Source organism: Microbacterium sp. E-13 (assembly GCF_049912955.1).
In the GTDB taxonomy this organism is placed as follows: domain Bacteria; phylum Actinomycetota; class Actinomycetes; order Actinomycetales; family Microbacteriaceae; genus Microbacterium.
In genome coordinates this window covers 2,083,797-2,100,422 of the sequence record NZ_CP183973.1, presented here as the reverse complement: position 1 = coordinate 2,100,422, position 16,626 = coordinate 2,083,797, and the positions used below count along the sequence as shown (strand labels likewise).

Below are 16,626 nucleotides of genomic sequence, written 5' to 3'. Positions count from 1 at the left end.
GCGCGAATAGGCTGGGCGCATGCGCCAGAACCCGAGCTTCGCGATGTCGGACATCGGCGAGATCCGCCGACTGATCGAGCAGAATCCGTGGGTCACGCTCGTGAGTTCGACCGACGCCGGCCTCGTCGCCTCGCACTACGCCGTGCTCCTGGACCCGTCCCGCGACGACCTCACGATCGTCGGGCACGTCGGCAAGCCCGACGACCTGATCCACGGCCTGGGCGACCGCGAGCTGCTCGCGATCGTGCAGGGCCCTCACGGCTACATCTCGCCCGGCTGGTACGGGGACACGCAGAGCGTGCCCACCTGGAACTTCGTCTCGGCCCATCTGAGCGGCATCCCGGAGCTCCTTTCTCCTGACGAGAACCTCGAGGTGCTCGAGCGGCTGGTGGCGCGCTTCGAGAGCGGCATGCCGCAGCCGCGCCTGATGTGGGAGCCTCCGAACGATCCCGACTTCGTGCGGCGTCTGGAGCGCGGCACAGCGGGGTTCCGGCTGACTCCCACGCGTGTGGTCGGCAAGCGCAAGCTCAGCCAGAACAAGCCGGACGACATCGTCGAGACGGTGATCGCGGAGCTGGGGGCGGGTGGGAGCCCCTACGCCGACCCCCGCCTGGCGGGGGAGATGCGCCGCGACTTCGAGACCCGGAAGGCGGCCCGGTGACGGCGGCGCGCGGCGACGCCCCCGACGTCATCGCGAACGCCCGGCTCACCGGATCCGACCGGAGCGACCCGTTCGGCACCGACGCCGTCGACGTGCACCTGGCAGAGGGCCTCGTCGTCGACATCGCACCGGCGGGCGCCCTGCCGCGGCGGGGGCTCGTGCTCGACGCCGACGGTGGATGGGTCATCCCCGGTCTGTGGGACCACCACGTCCACACCGTCCAATGGGCGCTGTCGACGCAGCGCGTCGCGCTCGGTGAGGCGACGTCGGCAGCGCACGCCGCCGCGCTGATGGGTGCAGCCCGGCCGCTTTCCGACGGACGGCGGGTCGGCGGGGGATTCCGGGATGCGTTCTGGGCCGATACCCCCGACCTCGCGACGCTCGACAGCGCGACCGGAGACGTGCCGACGTACCTCATCAACGCCGACGTCCACAGCGTCTGGCTGAATTCGGCCGCGCTCCGCCGTGAGGGCTTCGAGCCCGACGGCACCGGCATGCTCCGCGAGGAGCCGGCGTTCGAGATCTCCCGGCGCCTCAACGCCGTGGACGCGACGGCGTCGGATCCGCTCGTCGCGCAGATGGCGCAGGATGCCGCGGCCCGCGGCGTCGTCGGGCTCATCGATCTCGACATGGCGTGGAACGAGGACGCCTGGGTGCGGCGCACCGCCGCCGGCTTCGACGCGCTGCGTGTGTCGTTCGGCATCTATCCCGACTGGCTGGATCGCGCGATCGCCCAAGGGCTGCAGACCGGCGACGTCGCGCGTGGCGCAGTCGGCGACCTCGTCCGGGTGGGGGCGCTCAAGGTCATCACCGACGGCTCGCTCGGCACCCGGACCGCCGCGTGCTCGCACGCCTACCCGGGCGACCCCCACAACCACGGCCTCATCACCGTCGACCTGGCGACCCTGGTGGACCTGATGTCGCGGGCCACGGCAGCGGGCATCGCGTCGGCGATCCACGCGATCGGCGACGTGGCCAACTCGCACGCGCTCGACGCCTTCGCCGCGACCGGCGCGTGGGGCACCATCGAGCATGCCCAGCTCGTCGCGCATGCCGACATCCCGCGATTCGCACGCCTCGGAGTCGGGGCCAGCGTGCAGCCCGAGCACGCGATCGACGATCGCGACCTGACCGACATCGTCTGGGCCGGGCAGACGGCTCAGCCGTACCCGCTTCGCGCGCTCGCCGACAGCGGAGCGAATCTGCTGTTCGGGTCGGACGCGCCCGTTTCGCCGCTGGATCCGTGGGCGGCGATGGCGGCGGCCGTCTTCCGCACCCGCGACGGGCGCGACCCCTGGCAGCCGCAGCAGCGCGTCGACGCGGCGACCGCCCTCGCCGCGTCGACGGCGGGTGGCTCCGCCGTGCCCGCCCGACTCGATCCGGGCGATGCCGCCGACCTCGCGATCTGCGAGCACGACCCGCTGACGGCGGACGAGGCCGCGCTCCGAGGCATGCGTGTCGCGGCTACGCTGCTGGGCGGTCGCCTGACACACCGGGCGTAGGCCCGCGGCCGGTTCGGGGGTCTTCCCCCGTACGGGTCGGGGAGAGGGTCGGATGCCGTAGCCTCCCGATCGCCGGAAGGCTGGCATCATGACCACCATGACCACTGATTCGGCCGCTCCACGGCCGATCGCCGCTCGTCCTGCCGACCTCGGGTTCTGGCACTCGTACGGGCGGGCCTGGGCGCGCACGCCGGGGAGCGCGCTCTACCTCCTGGCCGTCTTCGTGCTCGCCATGGTCTCGGTGAGCGTGCTGGCGTCCCTGTTCTGGACGGGCGTCGGACTCCTCATCGTCGTGATCGGGCTGCCGCTCGTCGTGCTGACGCTCCTCATCGCGCGGGGCTTCGGCGTGGCCGATCGCTTCCTGCTCCTCTTGACCGGGCTCCCGGAGGTGACCGAGCCGGAGTGGAACCGCGACACGCCTGATGCCACCGGCTTCTGGATGACGCTGACGCGTCCCCTCCGCAACGCGCACTACTGGGTGTACCTCGCGCACGGCATGATCGTGAGCCCGATCATCAGCACGATCTCGTTCGCCCTGACGACGGTGTGGCTGAGCGTCGGTCTCGGCGGCCTCACGTACTGGTTCTGGGGCGCGTTCATCCCGCGGGGCGAGGGCGGGGACTGGGGTCAGTACGTGGCCGACGCCGTGCCGTGGCTGTTCGGCGGGTGGTCGGGCTGGGCGGTCGAGGTGACCCTCTACCTGATCGCCGGAATCGTGTTCACCATCACCATGCCATGGGTGCTCGGCGGTCTCGCACGAGGTCACCACGGCGTCGCCAAGGGGATGCTGGGCCGGTGGAGCTCCGACACCCTGGCCGCAGAGGTGCGCGCCGAGGCGGCGGCCCGAGGCGCCGCCGTCCACGCCGAGGACGTCGCGCTCCGCCGGCTCGAGCGCGACATCCACGACGGCCCGCAGCAGCGCCTCGTGCGTCTGCAGATGGACTTGGCCGCACTGGAGCGTCGCGCCGAAGCAGGAGACACCGATGCCGCGGCCGAGCTCGCGCGGGAGGCCCGCGGTCACGCGAAGGCCGCGCTGGACGACCTGCGCGCGCTCTCGAGCGGGGTCGCTCCGCCGCTCCTGCAGGATCGAGGTCTGGCCGCCGCGCTCGACGCGCTCGCGACCGGTTCCCCGCTCTGGGTGCAGACCGAGGTCGACCCCGCGATCGATCGCGTCGTCAGCCAGGAGGCGGCCCGCACCGTCTACTTCGTCGTCGCCGAGCTCATGACGAACGTCGTCAAGCACTCGGGAGCGACCGGGGCGACCCTGCGGACGGCGCTTCGCCGGAACGCCGCCGGCACCGCGACCCACCTCGACGTGTGGGTGGTGGACAACGGGCGTGGGGGAGCCGTCGTCACCTCCGGCCACGGCCTCGAGGGGCTTCGCGAGCGGGTCGCCGGGCTCCGCGGCGAGTTCACTGTGACGAGCCCCGTCGGCGGACCCACCTCCGTCGGCGCGCACATCCCGCTGGTGGCCGTGCCGTGACCTATCCCTATCCTGAGGTGATGGCCGCCTCGCAGGACTCCGCCCCGCTCCGCGTCGTCGTCTTCGAGGACTCGGTGCTCCTCCGCGAGGGACTCGTCCGCCTGTTCGACGAGGCCGGCTACACGACGGCGGGCGCGTGGGGCGACGTCGACGACGTCGTCGCGCGGGTGCGGGCTGCGCGAGCGGACGTCGCGATCCTCGACGTCCGGTTGCCGCCCGGCCTCCGCGACGAGGGCATCCGAGCCGCACTGGCTCTGCGTGCAGCGCTCCCGGGCGTGGGCCTCCTCGTCCTCAGCCAGTACGTCGAGGGCGTCTATGCCAGGGAGCTCCTGGCCGGAGGCGAGGGCGGGGTGGGGTATCTCCTGAAGGACCGCGTGACCTCACTGGACGAGTTCACGGATGCCGTGCGCCGCGTGCGCGAGCGCGGCACGGTGCTCGATCCGCTCGTCGTGCAGGGGCTGCTGTCGGCGAGGCCCGACCCGCTGGCGACGCTCACGCCGCGGGAGCGCGACGTGCTGACGCTGATGGCGGAGGGGCGATCCAACGCGAGCATCGCGGAGCGCCTGTTCATCGGCGTCGGCGCCGTGGAGAAGAACATCAGCGCGATCTTCGCGAAGCTGGGCCTGGAGGAGTCCGGCACCGAGCATCGCCGGGTTCTCGCCGTGCTCGCTTTCCTGCAGCATCCCTGAGATGCGGCATCCGTGACACGGGAACGGCCCCCGGAAAACCGAAGGCCGTTCTCCTGTCGTCACGCCTTACTCGGCGAGATGCGCGAAGAGGAACCAGCGGTCCTTCTCGAGCGACTCCTTGATGCCGATCGCGATGTCCTGGCTGGTGAGGTCGAACTCGTCGAGTCCGTCGATCGCGGCCTGCACGTCGGCGATGACCGAGTCCATGTCGGAGATCACGTTGCGGATGAGCGCATCCCACTGGGTGAAGCCTGCGGGCACGGCAGTTGCGGTCTTCTGGGCCACGGTGCCCACGCGGGCATCGATCGGCAGGCCGAGTGCCACGATGCGCTCGGCCGCCTGGTCGGCGCCGTCCTGCGCGTGAGCGACGACCGTGTCCAGCAGCTCGTGGATCGCGATGAAGTTCGCCCCGCGCACATTCCAGTGCGCCTGCTTCCCGTTCATAGCCAGGGCCTGGAGGCCGAGGACGACGGGGGTGAGGAACTGCGCGGTCGCGGCGGCGACATCGGGATTCGCTGCGGTTGCCGGCGTGGTCTGGGTGTTCGTCATGTGAGTGCCTCCATTGCCGTTCTGGCCTCGATCGCTGTTCTGGCCTCCATCGGGGCGGAGGCTCGCACAGCTCGGCGTCGTCCTCCAGTGCGTGCAACGCTACTCACGGGGAGTCATTCCGCAAGCAAGCGAAGGCTGGGCTAAACCGGGGAATCGGCGGGGCCGGTGCGGCGCCGGGCACGACAGCGGCTAACGTCGATTCGTGCCTTCCGCAGATCACGACCTCGGACCCCAGCATCTGGGCGCGCCCGCCAAGACCGTGACCCGCGAGCCGCGTGACCGCTCGCCCGAACACGCCGAGCCGTCCCGGTTCATCCCGCACGTGCAGGGTCTCCGCGCCATCGCCGTGCTGTGCGTCGTGCTGTACCACTTCTGGCCCGGCCGCGTCACCGGCGGATACATCGGCGTCGACATCTTCTTCGTCATCTCGGGCTACCTCATCACGTCGCACCTGATGCGCGAGCTCACGGCGACGGGAACCGTCCGGCTCGGCCAGTTCTGGGCACGCCGCGCGCGACGTCTGCTCCCGGCATCCCTCCTGGTCCTCCTGTTCTGCGCCCTGGTCGTGATGTCGCCGTATCTCATGCCCACGTCGGCGCTGCCGAACGAGGTGCGCGAGATCCTCGCCTCGACGTTCTACGTGGAGAACTGGTATCTCGCGCTCAACTCCGCGGACTACCTCAACCACGCCGGCTCGCCGACGACCGTCCAGCACTACTGGTCGCTCTCGCTGGAAGAGCAGTTCTACGTGATGTGGCCGCTGGTCATGCTGCTGGCCGCCTGGATCGGCGTGAAATGGTTCCGCGGCGAACGGCGTCGGGCGATCATCGCCGCGCTCGGCATCGTGACGGTGGTCTCCTTCGTGTTCTGCGTGGTCTTCACGATCACCGACCCCGCGCCGGCGTACTTCGTCACCTTCGGACGGATGTGGCAGTTCGGCGTCGGCGCGATGATCGCGCTCGTGCCGATGCTGCGCGTGCGCAACGCGATCGGCAGCTTCGTGCTGGGCTGGGCGGGCATCCTGCTGCTGGTCTACGCGACGTTCACCTTCGACGGCCAGACGCCGTTCCCCGGCTACATGGCCGCGCTGCCGACGCTCGGCGCCGCTGCGGTGATCGCCGCCTCGAACGCCGACCGGTGGTGGTATCCGACGCGCATCCTCGCGATCCGCCCGGCGCAGTTCGTCGGCGACATCTCGTACTCGCTGTATCTCTGGCACTGGCCGCTCATCGTCATCGCCCCCTCCGTGCCGTTCTGGGGGCTCACGATCTACCACCGCGTGGCGCTCCTCGTGCTGTGCTTCGTGCTGGCATGGCTCACCAAGCGCTTCGTCGAAGACCCGGCGCGCGGCTGGAAGGTGCTCACGAGGCGCCCCGCGCGCGTCACGCTCTGGGCCTCGCTGGGCGCCATGGTCGTCGTCGCCCTGGTGGCGGCGGGCGCCTGGCTCGTCAATGCGCCGCTGTACCACCAGGGCACCCGCGAGATCGCCGAGCTGCAGGCGGATCCGCCCGAGTGCTTCGGTGCGGCATCGGTTCTCGACCCGAGCTGCGCCGACGTCGCCGCGCCGGCGACGATCCTGCCGGCGCCGGGCTTCGCGGGCATCGACCGGCCGGATGATCAGCAGTGCTTCGTCCAGCTGACGGACTCGCGGCCCGTGTCGTGCACCTTCGGCTCCGACGATCCCGACGCGCCGCGCATCGCCTTGATCGGCGACAGCCACGCGTACCAGCTGCTGCCGACGTTCCAGCGAATGGCGGACGACAACGGCTGGCAGCTCGTCACCTGGTTCAAGGGCGCCTGCCCCTGGAACTCGACCCCTCTCTCGACGCCGGGAGCGTTCGGCGCCGCGTGCACCGACTGGCGCGCCGGTGTGCAGTCCGCGCTGGACGACGCCGACCTCGACGCCGTCTTCACCGCAGCCATCGCCACGACGCCGTACTCGTCCGCGGGTTACGACTCCCCGCACGACGCCGCCGTCGCGGGCTACCGAGATGCCTGGAGCACGGTGACGGATCGGGGCATCCCCGTCGTCACCGTCGTCGACAACCCGGTCTGGGAGACCGACCCGAACAAGTGCCTGCGCACCCGCGACGTCTCCGAGTGCGAGGGCGCGCGCGCCGACGTGCTGGTGGAGGCCGATCCGCTGCGGGACGCGGCATCCGGACTCGACTCGGTCACCCTGCTGGACTTCACGGATGTCTTCTGCGCCGCCGAGACGTGCGCACCCGTCGTCGGGGGCGCGAACATCTACCGCGATCAGGACCACCTCACGGTCACGTTCGCCGACACGCTGGCCCCCTGGTACACCGAGGCGATCGAGGCGGCGCTGGCCAATAGGGTCGGATCATGACAATCGCCCCCGGAGCCTCGGTCCTCAGCGCAGCGGGAAAGACGCCCGCACTCGATCCCACCTCGTTCGTCGCGGCCGGCGCCCGTGTGGTCGGGGGAGTAACGCTCGGTCCGGGCGCGAGCGTCTGGTACAACGCCGTGCTCCGTGCCGACGGCGACACCATCACCGTAGGGGCGAACAGCAACCTGCAAGACAACGTGTCGGTGCACGTGGACGCCGGCAAGCCGGTCGTGATCGGCGAGAACGTCTCGGTCGGCCACAACGCCGTCGTGCACGGCTGCACGATCGGCGACGGATCGCTCATCGGCATGGGCGCGGTGGTTCTGAACGGCGCGAAGATCGGCAGTGGATGCCTCATCGCCGGCGGTGCGGTCGTGCTCGAGGGCTCCGAGATCCCCGACGGCTCGCTGGTCGCCGGCGTGCCCGCCAAGGTGCGCCGCGAGCTCAGCGACGAGGAGCGGGCGGGGCTGCTGCGCAACGCGGAGCACTACCTGGAGCACATCCAGGAGCACGTCGACGCGAGCCCGATCGCCTGAGACGTCCCCGGTTCGTCTCACTCACGCGGGCGTGGTTCGGGGTGGTGCTTGCCCCGGTGCACCTCGTACAGCCGCACATGGCCCGGCCAGTCGGGGTCGTTCTCGATGGGCAGGTCGTCCATGAAGTGCCGGATGACGTGGGCCAGCTGACCGGGATGACTGAAGTTGATCGCGTGCGCGGCGCCCTCCAGCAGCACGACCAGCACGTGGCTGTCGGTCTGGCTGGCGATCTCGTCGACGCGGTGGGCGTGGGGCAGCAGGGGATCGCGCTCGCCCAGCACGACGAGGGTCGGTATGCGCATCTCGAGCAATCGCTGGAGCGACGGGTACTGCGTGAGCGACCGGAACATCTTCATCGTGCTCGGCACACCGAAGCGCACGTAGTCGGGCACGGCGACGCGAGCCATCCTCACCGGCTCCCTGGGAGCATCGACCGTCAGCTGCCGGATCGCGCGGCGCAACGGCTGATTGAAGAGCCCGCCCGCGGGTGAGACGAGCACCGCGCGGTCGATGCGCTCGGGGTAGCGGTGCGCGAATTCGATGATGACGGGGCAGCCCATCGAGTTGCCGACGAGCGTCGCCTTGTCGACGCCCCGGTCGTCGAGGAAGTCGAGCGCCGCGCGCGCCAGGTCGGGGATGTCGAGCATGTCGCGGCGCTTGCCGCTGCGACCGAACCCGGGGAGGTCGGGCACGTAGGTGTGGAACTCGTCCGCGAGCATCTCCGCGGTGGGCAGCAGGTAGCGGCCGGAGAGGCCGAACCCGTGCACGTGCGCCATGACGCGCGGGTCGCGCGGCGGGTTCGGCGACTCGCGGTAGAACACGTCGACGTCGTCGATGCGGGTCCACTTCTCGGCGAGGGTGGAGGCGGGACGACGGGGAAGCTTCCGGGACGGTCCCGGTTCCGGCGAGGGGTTCGGGTGGCTCATCACGGCTCCTGCAGTTCGCATTGATCGAATCGAGCCCAGTCTGCCGCCCTCACCCGCACGCGCAACAGGGGCGCGTCGCGCCGGCACCTGTGCCGGGACATCCGGCCGTCAGCCGGCCGGGGTGGGTGTCGGGGGATGGAGCGTCGAGCGCACCAGCTGCTGGATGTATGCCCAGTCGGGGTGGTATTCGTCGATGCCGCCGTCTGGCGTCAGTTCGATCGTCGTCACCTTCTGCTCCTTGGCCTTCAGGGCCAGGTCGAGGAGCGTCGGGATGAACTGCTGAGGCACGTCGGTGTTCACCAGGTCGGCGCCCGCATCGGCCACCTCCTCGAATCGCGTCAGCACGACCTGCGGCGTGAACTGGGCGAGGATCGCCTGCTGCAGTTCGCGCTGTCTGCGCATGCGGTCGAAGTCGCTGGTGGTGTGGCGAGAACGTGCGTACCACTGCGCTGTGAAGCCGTCCATGTGCTGCTTCCCGGGCTCGATCCAGCCTTTGACCCACTTCTCCAGCGGTTGGCCGGTGTGGTGCGGCCCGCCGATCGGGAGCCGCTCCTTCACGGTGATGTCTACACCCCCGAGCGCGTCGATGAGCGCCTCGAAGGCGTACATGTCGATCGTGACGTAGTACGGGATCTTGATTCCGAGGATCCCCTCCGCCGCATCCTTGGTCGCCTCGATGCCGGGAGTCGATCCGTTCGCGAGGGCGTCGGGGTAGAGCAGCGCGCCGTCCTGACAGACCTCCAGCTCGGTGTTGAGCTGGTTGATGCCGCTGCCCCAGCCGCAACTCGGGTCGGCGTGACCCTCATGGCCGTTCGGATACCTCTCCTGCATGGGCCCTTCCGAGAACGGGAAGCCGGGCATGTCACGAGGGAATCCCGTGATCGTCGTGGCCCCGGTCTCGGCGTTGACGGAGACCACCGAGATGCTGTCGAACCGCTTGGAATCGTTCGTCGTGACGTGGTCGGCTCCGAGCAGGAGGATGTTGTAGTACCCCTCGGACGGCTCGATCGCCGGTCCGCTCGCCCCGAAGATGGCGCCGAGGGTATCGCGCGTCGTGCCCGCCATCGCCGCGGCCTGCACCGCGGTGCCGCTCGCAACGACGAGGAGGGCGATGGATGCCGCGGCGATCGCGAACCGCGCGCGCCTCCCGGTCTTCACCAGCCTGACGAGACGGAGGGTGTCGGCGGTGAGCACGACCCACAGCACGGCATACGCGATCATCAGGCACTGAGCCAGCACCAGCGGGAACGAGCTCGTGGCGACCGCGAGAAAGAAGGGTCGCGCCGCGAGCGCCGACACGACCGCCGCGAGCACGAGGGTCCACATCACGAGTGTCGACACGATGCCGGTACGCCCGAGCCGGCGGTTGCCCGTGACCACTTGCGCCGAGCCCGGGAGGAGGAAGTTCAGCAGCACGAGCCACCACCCGCGAGCCGTCATCATGCGCCGGGACGAGGCATCCGGGTACCGCAGCGGCTGCCCCTCAACAGGTGGCGCGGCGGGTGCGGTGGCCGGCGGCTGAGGCGGCGTCGGAGGAGCCGTCGGGCGGGGCGCGACGATCGTGGTCACGCGCCCAGGCTAGGTGCCCGCTCCCGTAGTTCCGCGGAGCGGCTGCGGCGCGTCCGAGGCGGCGATGAGGCGATCGGAGGGGATGACGGGAATCGAACCCGCACCATCAGTTTGGAAGACTGAGGCTCTACCATTGAGCTACATCCCCGTGCGCCCGCGGACGGGCACGTACCGATCGTAGTACATCGGGGCGAAACCTCGTTCCGGCCGCGGCACGACGCGCGGCCGAGCGGAGGACTCGCGATGGAACGCACGGGCAGGCAGGTGGTGGAGGCGCTCGTCGCCACGCTCAACGCCGGCGAGGTCGCCGGCATGGACGACGTGTTCCACGACGACGCGGTCATCGAGTGGCCGCAGTCGGGGGAGCGCATCGCCGGCGCGGCGAATCGTCGTGAGATCTACAACGCGTTCCCGCAGCTGCCGAGCATCTCGCCGCGCCGGCTGACGGGCGACGGCGATCTGTGGGTGCTCGAGGCGGATCTCGACTACGGCGACGGCGAGCCTTATCAGACGGTCTTCATCTTCGAGCTTCGCGACGGGCTCATCGCCAAAGAGACCGCGTACTGGGCGAAGCCGTTCCCCGCACCGGACTGGCGAGCGGCGTGGGTCGAGCGGATCTGAGGGACACGCAGATACGTGCCGGGCAGGTCGGCTAGACTTCTCGGGGCCACTGTGCTCTCCGGAGCACAGAAGGGCGCACGCGTGCGTGCGAACCCGCCCGGGGCGTAGCTCAGCTTGGTAGAGCGCCCGCTTTGGGAGCGGGAGGCCGCAGGTTCAAATCCTGTCGCCCCGACGACAACGGCCCTCGGAGATTCCGAACCCAGACCTTGCACCGCCGCGTCCTCGCGCGGTCCGATAGAGGAGAAGTAACAGGCATGGTGAACAGCACCGTCGAGAAGCTCACCCCGACCCGGGTGAAGCTGCACATCACGGTCAGCCCCGACGAGCTCAAGCCGTCGATCAAGCACGCGTACGAGCACATCGCGCAGGACGTGCAGATCCCCGGCTTCCGCAAGGGCAAGGTGCCCGCGCCCATCATCGACCAGCGCATCGGCCGGGTCGCCGTGCTCGAGCACGCGGTCAGCGAGGGGCTGGACACCTTCTACCGCGAGGCCGCGGCCGCCCATGAGCTGCGCGTGCTCGGCCGTCCGTCGGCCGAGGTCACCGAGTGGCCGAACGAGAAGGACTTCTCGGGCGACCTCGAGGTCACCGTCGAGGTCGACGTTCGTCCCGAGTTCGACCTGCCGGCCTTCGAGGGCACGACCGTCGAGGTCGACGCCGTCGAGGTCGACGAGGCCGCCATCGACGAAGAGCTCGATCGCCTCCGCAGCCGCTTCGGCACCCTGGTGACCGTGGACCGCCCCGCGGCGACCGGCGACTTCGTCGAGCTGGACCTCGTCGCGACGATCGACGGCGCCGAGATCGACCGCGCCGAGGGCGTGTCGTACGAGGTCGGCTCGGGCGAGCTGCTCGAGGGCATCGACGAGGCGATCGAGTCCCTCACCGCCGGTGAGGACACCACGTTCCGCTCGAAGCTCGTGGGCGGCGACCACGCGGGCGAAGAGGCCGAGGTCTCGGTCGTCGTGAAGGCCGTCAAGGAGCGCGAGCTTCCCGAGGCCGACGACGACTTCGCGCAGATCGCGAGCGAGTTCGACACCATCGGCGAACTGCGCGAGAGCCTCAAGGAGCGGGTCGGTCAGCAGTCTGCCTTCACGCAGGGCTCCGCCGCGCGCGACAAGCTCATCGAGACGCTTCTCGAGCAGGTCGAGATCCCCGTCCCGCCGCAGCTCATCGAGGACGAGGTTCACAACCACCTCGAGGGCGAGGGCCGCCTGGAGGACGACGTCCACCGCGCCGAGGTCGCCGAGGCCAGCGAGAAGCAGTTCAAGACGCAGATGCTGCTCGACAAGATCGCGGAGTCGGTCGACGTGCAGGTCTCGCAGGACGAGCTGACGCAGTACCTCGTGCAATCGGCCGCCCAGTACGGCATGGCGCCCCAGGACTTCGTGAACGCGCTGCAGGAGGGCAACCAGCTCCCCGCCATCGTCGGCGAGGTCGCGCGCAACAAGGCCCTCGCGGTCGCGCTCGGCAAGGTGAAGGTCGTCGACACGAACGGCAACCCCGTCGACCTCAGCGGCTTCGTGGCCACCGAGGACGCGGATGAGGTCGTCGACGAAGCGCAGGACATCGCGGATGCCGCGGCCGACGCCGACGCCGTGATCGAGGCTGAAGAGGCCGCCGAGAAGCCCGCCAAGAAGGCGCCCGCCCGCAAGCCTGCGGCCAAGAAGGCCGCCGCCGCGGAGAAGGACGAGGCGTCCGCCGAGAACGCTCCCGCCGAGAAGGCTCCCGCGAAGAAGGCCCCGGCCAAGAAGGCTGCGGCCAAGAAGGCCGCCGACGCAGAGTGACGCCGGCGTCGCGGCACTGAGAAGTGACCGCGTGAACAGAAGAGGACGGATGCCGCAGCATCCGTCCTCTTCTGTCGTCCGGGCACGATCTGCCCAGGGCGAACACGGGCGGGTCGCTCGCAGCGCGCCGGTAGATTCGATGGCGACCCAAGGAAACAGGAGTACACATGGCCGAACCACTTGTCGCGACCAGCGTCTTCGACCGGCTGCTGAAGGACCGCATCATCTGGCTGGGGTCGGAGGTGCGTGACGACAACGCCAACGAGATCTGCGCGAAGATCCTGCTTCTCGCCGCGGAGGACTCCGAGAAGGACATCTACCTCTACATCAACTCACCCGGCGGCTCGATCACGGCCGGCATGGCGATCTACGACACCATGCAGTTCGTGCCGAACGACATCGTCACCGTCGGCATCGGCATGGCCGCGTCCATGGGCCAGCTGCTGCTGACCGCGGGCACCAAGGGCAAGCGCTACATCACCCCGAACGCGCGGGTGCTGCTGCACCAGCCGCACGGCGGGTTCGGCGGAACGGCGAGCGACATCCAGACGCAGGCGCAGCTCATCCTCGACATGAAGAAGCGGCTCGCCGAGATCACGGCCTCGCAGACCGGCAAGACCGTCGAGCAGATCAACGCCGACGGCGACCGCGACCGCTGGTTCACCGCGCCCGAGGCGCTCGAGTACGGATTCGTCGATCATATCCGCGACTCCGCGCTCGACGTGGTCGGCGGCGGCGGCACCGGCGCACCCGAGAACTGACGGCACCGAAGGCGAAAGAGAGAGAACCCGGAATGCAGACCCCCACCTTCGGACCCAGCGCACCGCAGGGGCTCCAGATGCCCGGCAGCCGCTACATCCTGCCGCAGTTCGAGGAGCGCACGGCGTACGGCTACAAGCGCCAGGACCCGTACAACAAGCTCTTCGAGGATCGCGTGATCTTCCTGGGCGTGCAGGTCGACGACGCCTCCGCCGACGACGTCATGGCCCAGCTTCTCGTGCTCGAGAGCCAGGATCCCGACCGCGACATCATCATGTACATCAACTCGCCGGGCGGCTCGTTCACGGCGATGACGGCGATCTACGACACCATGCAGTACGTGTCACCGCAGATCCAGACGGTCGTGCTCGGCCAGGCGGCCTCCGCCGCCGCCGTCCTGCTGGCAGCGGGTGCGCCGGGCAAGCGCCTCGCGCTCCCGAACGCCCGCATCCTGATCCACCAGCCCGCGGTGGGCGAGGCGGGTCACGGCCAGGCGTCGGACATCGAGATCCAGGCGGCCGAGATCCTGCGCATGCGCACCTGGCTCGAAGAGACGCTCGGGACGCACTCGAACCGCACCGTCGAGCAGGTCAACAAGGACATCGACCGCGACAAGATCCTCTCGGCCGAAGAGGCCGTCGAGTACGGCCTCGTCGACCAGGTGCTCACCACGCGCAAGCGCGGCCAGCAGGCGCTGACGAAGTAGGCGAAGCGCAGCCGACATGCCGTCGACGCCCCGCCGTCCGATACCGGGCGGCGGGGCGTCGTCGGTGGCGGGAGCGGCGTGTCCGCTCACCGCGAACCCGGTGCGGTCCACGACGTGCGTCGCAATGCCGCCGCATGTCGGCCTCAGCTATTAGGCTCGGAGAACAGCTGGGGGGCTGCCCCCGATTGTCAGGAGGAGGAGCGGCATGGCACGCATCGGTGAGAGTGCCGACCTGTTCAAGTGCTCTTTCTGCGGCAAGAGCCAGAAGCAGGTGCAGCAGCTGATCGCCGGCCCGGGCGTCTACATCTGCGACGAGTGCGTCGAGCTCTGCAACGAGATCATCGAAGAGCGCATGGCCGAATCGTCGTCGGGCGTCGTCGCCGACTTCGACCTTCCGAAGCCGCGCGAGATCTTCGCGTTCCTCGAGGAGTATGTCGTCGGCCAGCACGATGCCAAGCGCGCGCTCTCCGTCGCGGTGTACAACCACTACAAGCGCGTCCGCGCCCACGGCACGATCCAGTCCGCAGAGCAGCGGGCAGACGAGATCGAGATCGCCAAGAGCAACATCCTCCTGCTCGGCCCGACCGGCTGCGGCAAGACGTACCTGGCGCAGACTCTGGCCAAGCGTCTCAACGTTCCGTTCGCCGTCGCCGACGCGACTGCTCTGACCGAGGCCGGGTATGTGGGTGAGGATGTCGAGAACATCCTGCTCAAGCTGCTGCAGGCCGCGGACTTCGACACCAAGCGCGCCGAGACCGGAATCATCTACATCGACGAGGTCGACAAGATCGCCCGCAAGGCCGAGAACCCCTCGATCACCCGCGACGTGTCGGGGGAGGGTGTGCAGCAGGCCCTCCTGAAGATCCTCGAGGGCACCGTCGCCTCCGTCCCGCCACAGGGCGGGAGGAAGCACCCGCACCAGGAGTTCATACAGATCGACACGACGAACGTGTTGTTCATCGTGGCGGGCGCCTTCGCCGGACTCGAAGACATCATCTCGTCGCGGGTGGGCAAGCACGGCGTCGGCTTCGGCGCCTCGCTGCACCGCAAGGACGAGGATCTCAATCTCTTCGGGGATGTGCAGCCCGAAGACCTGCACAAGTTCGGCCTGATCCCCGAGTTCATCGGCCGCCTGCCCGTCGTCGCATCGGTCTCGCCGCTCGACCGCGAGGCGCTGATGGAGATCCTCACCGAGCCGAAGAACGCGCTCGTGAAGCAGTACCACCGCATGTTCGAGCTCGACGGCGTCACGCTCGACTTCGATCGCGAGGCTCTCGAGGCCATCGCCGACCTCGCGGTCGCGCGCAAGACCGGTGCTCGCGGCCTGCGGGCCATCCTCGAGGACGTCCTCGGCCCGATCATGTTCGAGATCCCCTCCACCGACGACGTCGACAAGGTGATCGTGACCCGCGCGGCCGTCCAAGAGGGAGCACCCCCGACCTTCGTCTTGCGAGACAAGCGCAAGAGCGCCTGATCCGCGATTCCCGGGAGTTCCAGGCCATGAGCGATCTTGAGCCCGACCTGGAGGATTTCTCGGGCGTCGTCAGCGCGCGCCGCGGTGACCACGTGCTCGGCGAATGGGCCGTGGGGCTTGCCGATCGCACGGCCGGCGTGCCGAATACGCCCGCGACGCGCTTCGGGCTCGCCAGCGGCACCAAGACCTTCACCGCACTCACGACGCTCTCCTTCATCGGAGACGGCCTGATCCGGCTGGAGACTCCCGCTCGCGAGATCCTGGGTGAGGATCTGCCGCTCATCTCCGACGACGTGACGATCGACCACCTGCTCACTCACACCTCCGGCATCGGCGACTACCTCGACGAAGAGGTCGACGCGCTGGCACCTCTGAGCGTCCCCGTTCAGCAGCTCGACTCGACCCCTGCATACCTCCCGGTGCTCGACGGGTTCCCGATGAAGTTCTCCGCGGGCGAGCGCTTCTCGTATTGCAACGGCGGCTATGTCGTGCTCGCGATCATCGCCGAGCGGGCCGGGGGCGCTCCGTTCGCCGACCTCGTGCACGCGCGCGTCTTGGAGCCGGCAGGCATGTCGGCCTCGGGGTTCCCGAGATCCGACCTCCTCCCGCCCGGAACCGCGACCGGCTACAAAGACGACGGCCGCACCAACGTGTTCGCGCTGCCGGTGGTCGGATCCGGCGATGGGGGAGCGCACTCCACTGCTGCCGACCTCCACCGCTTCTGGAGGGCGCTCCTCACGGGCCGCATCATCGATCCCGCCCTCGTCGCCCTCTTCACCGAGCGGGTCACTGCGGATGCGGGCGATGGTCTGGGCTACGGTCGCGGCGTCTGGCTCGATGACGAGGATGTGATCATCGTGGGCGGCGACCACGGCGTGGTGGCGGTGAGCCGGCACCACCCGCCGAGCTCCACCACTGTGACCGGCCTCGCCAATGCCGAGAAGCCCACCTTCGGGCGCGTGCGCGAGCTGATGCGGGCCATCAAGGCGAAGGATGTCGTACCCGCCGAGTAGCTTG

The 16,626-nt window shown here is 69.4% G+C and carries 15 protein-coding genes and 2 tRNA genes; 13 read left to right on the top strand and 4 right to left on the bottom strand.

From position 1 onward, the window contains the following. The first annotated feature begins 19 nt into the window (after positions 1–19). The 4 genes from ACN9MP_RS09580 (at position 20) to ACN9MP_RS09565 (ending at position 4,335) form a co-directional block, all read left to right on the top strand. Entirely contained in the window at positions 20–661 is a 642-nt protein-coding gene (locus tag ACN9MP_RS09580; RefSeq protein ID WP_426319673.1) for an FMN-binding negative transcriptional regulator, read from the top strand. Then, positions 658–2,163, top strand: a complete 1,506-nt coding sequence (locus tag ACN9MP_RS09575) for an amidohydrolase (protein ID WP_426319672.1) — start codon at positions 658–660, stop codon at positions 2,161–2,163. The genes ACN9MP_RS09580 and ACN9MP_RS09575 overlap by 4 nt, the downstream gene beginning before the upstream one ends. An 88-nt stretch (positions 2,164–2,251) precedes the next feature. Beyond that, positions 2,252–3,646, top strand: a complete 1,395-nt coding sequence (locus tag ACN9MP_RS09570) for a sensor histidine kinase (RefSeq protein WP_426319670.1) — start codon at positions 2,252–2,254, stop codon at positions 3,644–3,646. 20 nt (positions 3,647–3,666) lie between these two features. After that, entirely contained in the window at positions 3,667–4,335 is a 669-nt protein-coding gene (locus tag ACN9MP_RS09565) for a DNA-binding response regulator (protein WP_426319669.1), read from the top strand. Positions 4,336–4,401: 66 nt separating this feature from the next. Here ACN9MP_RS09565 and ACN9MP_RS09560 read toward each other — a convergent pair whose 3' ends face one another. Further along, a complete protein-coding gene (locus tag ACN9MP_RS09560) occupies positions 4,402–4,884 on the bottom strand; it encodes a Dps family protein (protein ID WP_426319668.1) in 483 nt (160 codons plus the stop codon). 202 nt (positions 4,885–5,086) lie between these two features. Here ACN9MP_RS09560 and ACN9MP_RS09555 point away from each other — a divergent pair, with 202 nt between their 5' ends. Together ACN9MP_RS09555 and ACN9MP_RS09550 are read left to right on the top strand one after the other, a co-directional pair. After that, positions 5,087–7,234 (top strand): acyltransferase family protein, encoded by a 2,148-nt coding sequence (locus ACN9MP_RS09555; RefSeq protein WP_426319666.1) that lies wholly within the window; start codon positions 5,087–5,089, stop codon positions 7,232–7,234. After that, on the top strand, positions 7,231–7,770 hold the full coding sequence (locus ACN9MP_RS09550) for a gamma carbonic anhydrase family protein (protein WP_426319664.1): 540 nt from the start codon (positions 7,231–7,233) through the stop codon (positions 7,768–7,770). Before ACN9MP_RS09555 ends, ACN9MP_RS09550 begins: the two co-directional genes overlap by 4 nt. A gap of 17 nt (positions 7,771–7,787) precedes the next feature. Here ACN9MP_RS09550 and ACN9MP_RS09545 read toward each other — a convergent pair whose 3' ends face one another. The 3 genes from ACN9MP_RS09545 to ACN9MP_RS09535 form a co-directional block, all read right to left on the bottom strand. After that, on the bottom strand, positions 7,788–8,696 hold the full coding sequence (locus ACN9MP_RS09545) for an alpha/beta fold hydrolase (protein WP_426319662.1): 909 nt from the start codon (positions 8,694–8,696) through the stop codon (positions 7,788–7,790). Positions 8,697–8,804: 108 nt separating this feature from the next. Continuing rightward, a complete protein-coding gene (locus ACN9MP_RS09540; protein WP_426319660.1) occupies positions 8,805–10,265 on the bottom strand; it encodes an LCP family protein in 1,461 nt (486 codons plus the stop codon). 77 nt (positions 10,266–10,342) lie between these two features. Continuing rightward, positions 10,343–10,413 (bottom strand) — tRNA-Gly (locus ACN9MP_RS09535). Positions 10,414–10,508: 95 nt separating this feature from the next. On the opposite strand from ACN9MP_RS09535, the gene ACN9MP_RS09530 reads away from it, so the two are divergent. The 7 genes from ACN9MP_RS09530 (at position 10,509) to ACN9MP_RS09500 (ending at position 16,622) form a co-directional block, all read left to right on the top strand. Beyond that, a complete protein-coding gene (locus ACN9MP_RS09530) occupies positions 10,509–10,886 on the top strand; it encodes a nuclear transport factor 2 family protein (RefSeq protein WP_426319658.1) in 378 nt (125 codons plus the stop codon). Between the two features lie 98 nt (positions 10,887–10,984). Next, positions 10,985–11,058 (top strand) — tRNA-Pro (locus ACN9MP_RS09525). An 82-nt stretch (positions 11,059–11,140) separates the two neighbouring features. Further along, positions 11,141–12,670: a trigger factor gene (tig, locus tag ACN9MP_RS09520; RefSeq protein ID WP_426319657.1), complete on the top strand. Its 1,530-nt coding sequence runs from the start codon at positions 11,141–11,143 to the stop codon at positions 12,668–12,670. 167 nt (positions 12,671–12,837) lie between these two features. Beyond that, positions 12,838–13,431 (top strand): ATP-dependent Clp protease proteolytic subunit, encoded by a 594-nt coding sequence (locus ACN9MP_RS09515; RefSeq protein ID WP_192634277.1) that lies wholly within the window; start codon positions 12,838–12,840, stop codon positions 13,429–13,431. Positions 13,432–13,463: 32 nt separating this feature from the next. After that, positions 13,464–14,135, top strand: a complete 672-nt coding sequence (locus ACN9MP_RS09510; protein WP_426319654.1) for an ATP-dependent Clp protease proteolytic subunit — start codon at positions 13,464–13,466, stop codon at positions 14,133–14,135. Positions 14,136–14,340: 205 nt separating this feature from the next. Beyond that, positions 14,341–15,609, top strand: a complete 1,269-nt coding sequence (gene clpX / locus ACN9MP_RS09505) for an ATP-dependent Clp protease ATP-binding subunit ClpX (protein WP_426319652.1) — start codon at positions 14,341–14,343, stop codon at positions 15,607–15,609. A gap of 26 nt (positions 15,610–15,635) precedes the next feature. Further along, positions 15,636–16,622, top strand: coding sequence for a serine hydrolase domain-containing protein (locus ACN9MP_RS09500; RefSeq protein WP_426319650.1), 987 nt, complete (start codon positions 15,636–15,638; stop codon positions 16,620–16,622). The last annotated feature ends 4 nt before the right edge of the window (positions 16,623–16,626 follow it).

What these genes read in the sequence shown, in the direction of transcription:
- ACN9MP_RS09530 (WP_426319658.1), top strand. Translation starts at nt 10,509, where the DNA reads ATGGAACGCACGGGCAGGCAGGTGGTGGAGGCGCTCGTCGCCACGCTC.
- clpX (WP_426319652.1), top strand. Translation starts at nt 14,341, where the DNA reads ATGGCACGCATCGGTGAGAGTGCCGACCTGTTCAAGTGCTCTTTCTGC.
- ACN9MP_RS09580 (WP_426319673.1), top strand. Translation starts at nt 20, where the DNA reads ATGCGCCAGAACCCGAGCTTCGCGATGTCGGACATCGGCGAGATCCGC.
- ACN9MP_RS09500 (WP_426319650.1), top strand. Translation starts at nt 15,636, where the DNA reads ATGAGCGATCTTGAGCCCGACCTGGAGGATTTCTCGGGCGTCGTCAGC.
- ACN9MP_RS09550 (WP_426319664.1), top strand. Translation starts at nt 7,231, where the DNA reads ATGACAATCGCCCCCGGAGCCTCGGTCCTCAGCGCAGCGGGAAAGACG.
- tig (WP_426319657.1), top strand. Translation starts at nt 11,141, where the DNA reads ATGGTGAACAGCACCGTCGAGAAGCTCACCCCGACCCGGGTGAAGCTG.
- ACN9MP_RS09560 (WP_426319668.1), bottom strand. Translation starts at nt 4,884, where the DNA reads ATGACGAACACCCAGACCACGCCGGCAACCGCAGCGAATCCCGATGTC.
- ACN9MP_RS09515 (WP_192634277.1), top strand. Translation starts at nt 12,838, where the DNA reads ATGGCCGAACCACTTGTCGCGACCAGCGTCTTCGACCGGCTGCTGAAG.
- ACN9MP_RS09545 (WP_426319662.1), bottom strand. Translation starts at nt 8,696, where the DNA reads ATGAGCCACCCGAACCCCTCGCCGGAACCGGGACCGTCCCGGAAGCTT.
- ACN9MP_RS09570 (WP_426319670.1), top strand. Translation starts at nt 2,252, where the DNA reads ATGACCACCATGACCACTGATTCGGCCGCTCCACGGCCGATCGCCGCT.
- ACN9MP_RS09510 (WP_426319654.1), top strand. Translation starts at nt 13,464, where the DNA reads ATGCAGACCCCCACCTTCGGACCCAGCGCACCGCAGGGGCTCCAGATG.
- ACN9MP_RS09565 (WP_426319669.1), top strand. Translation starts at nt 3,667, where the DNA reads ATGGCCGCCTCGCAGGACTCCGCCCCGCTCCGCGTCGTCGTCTTCGAG.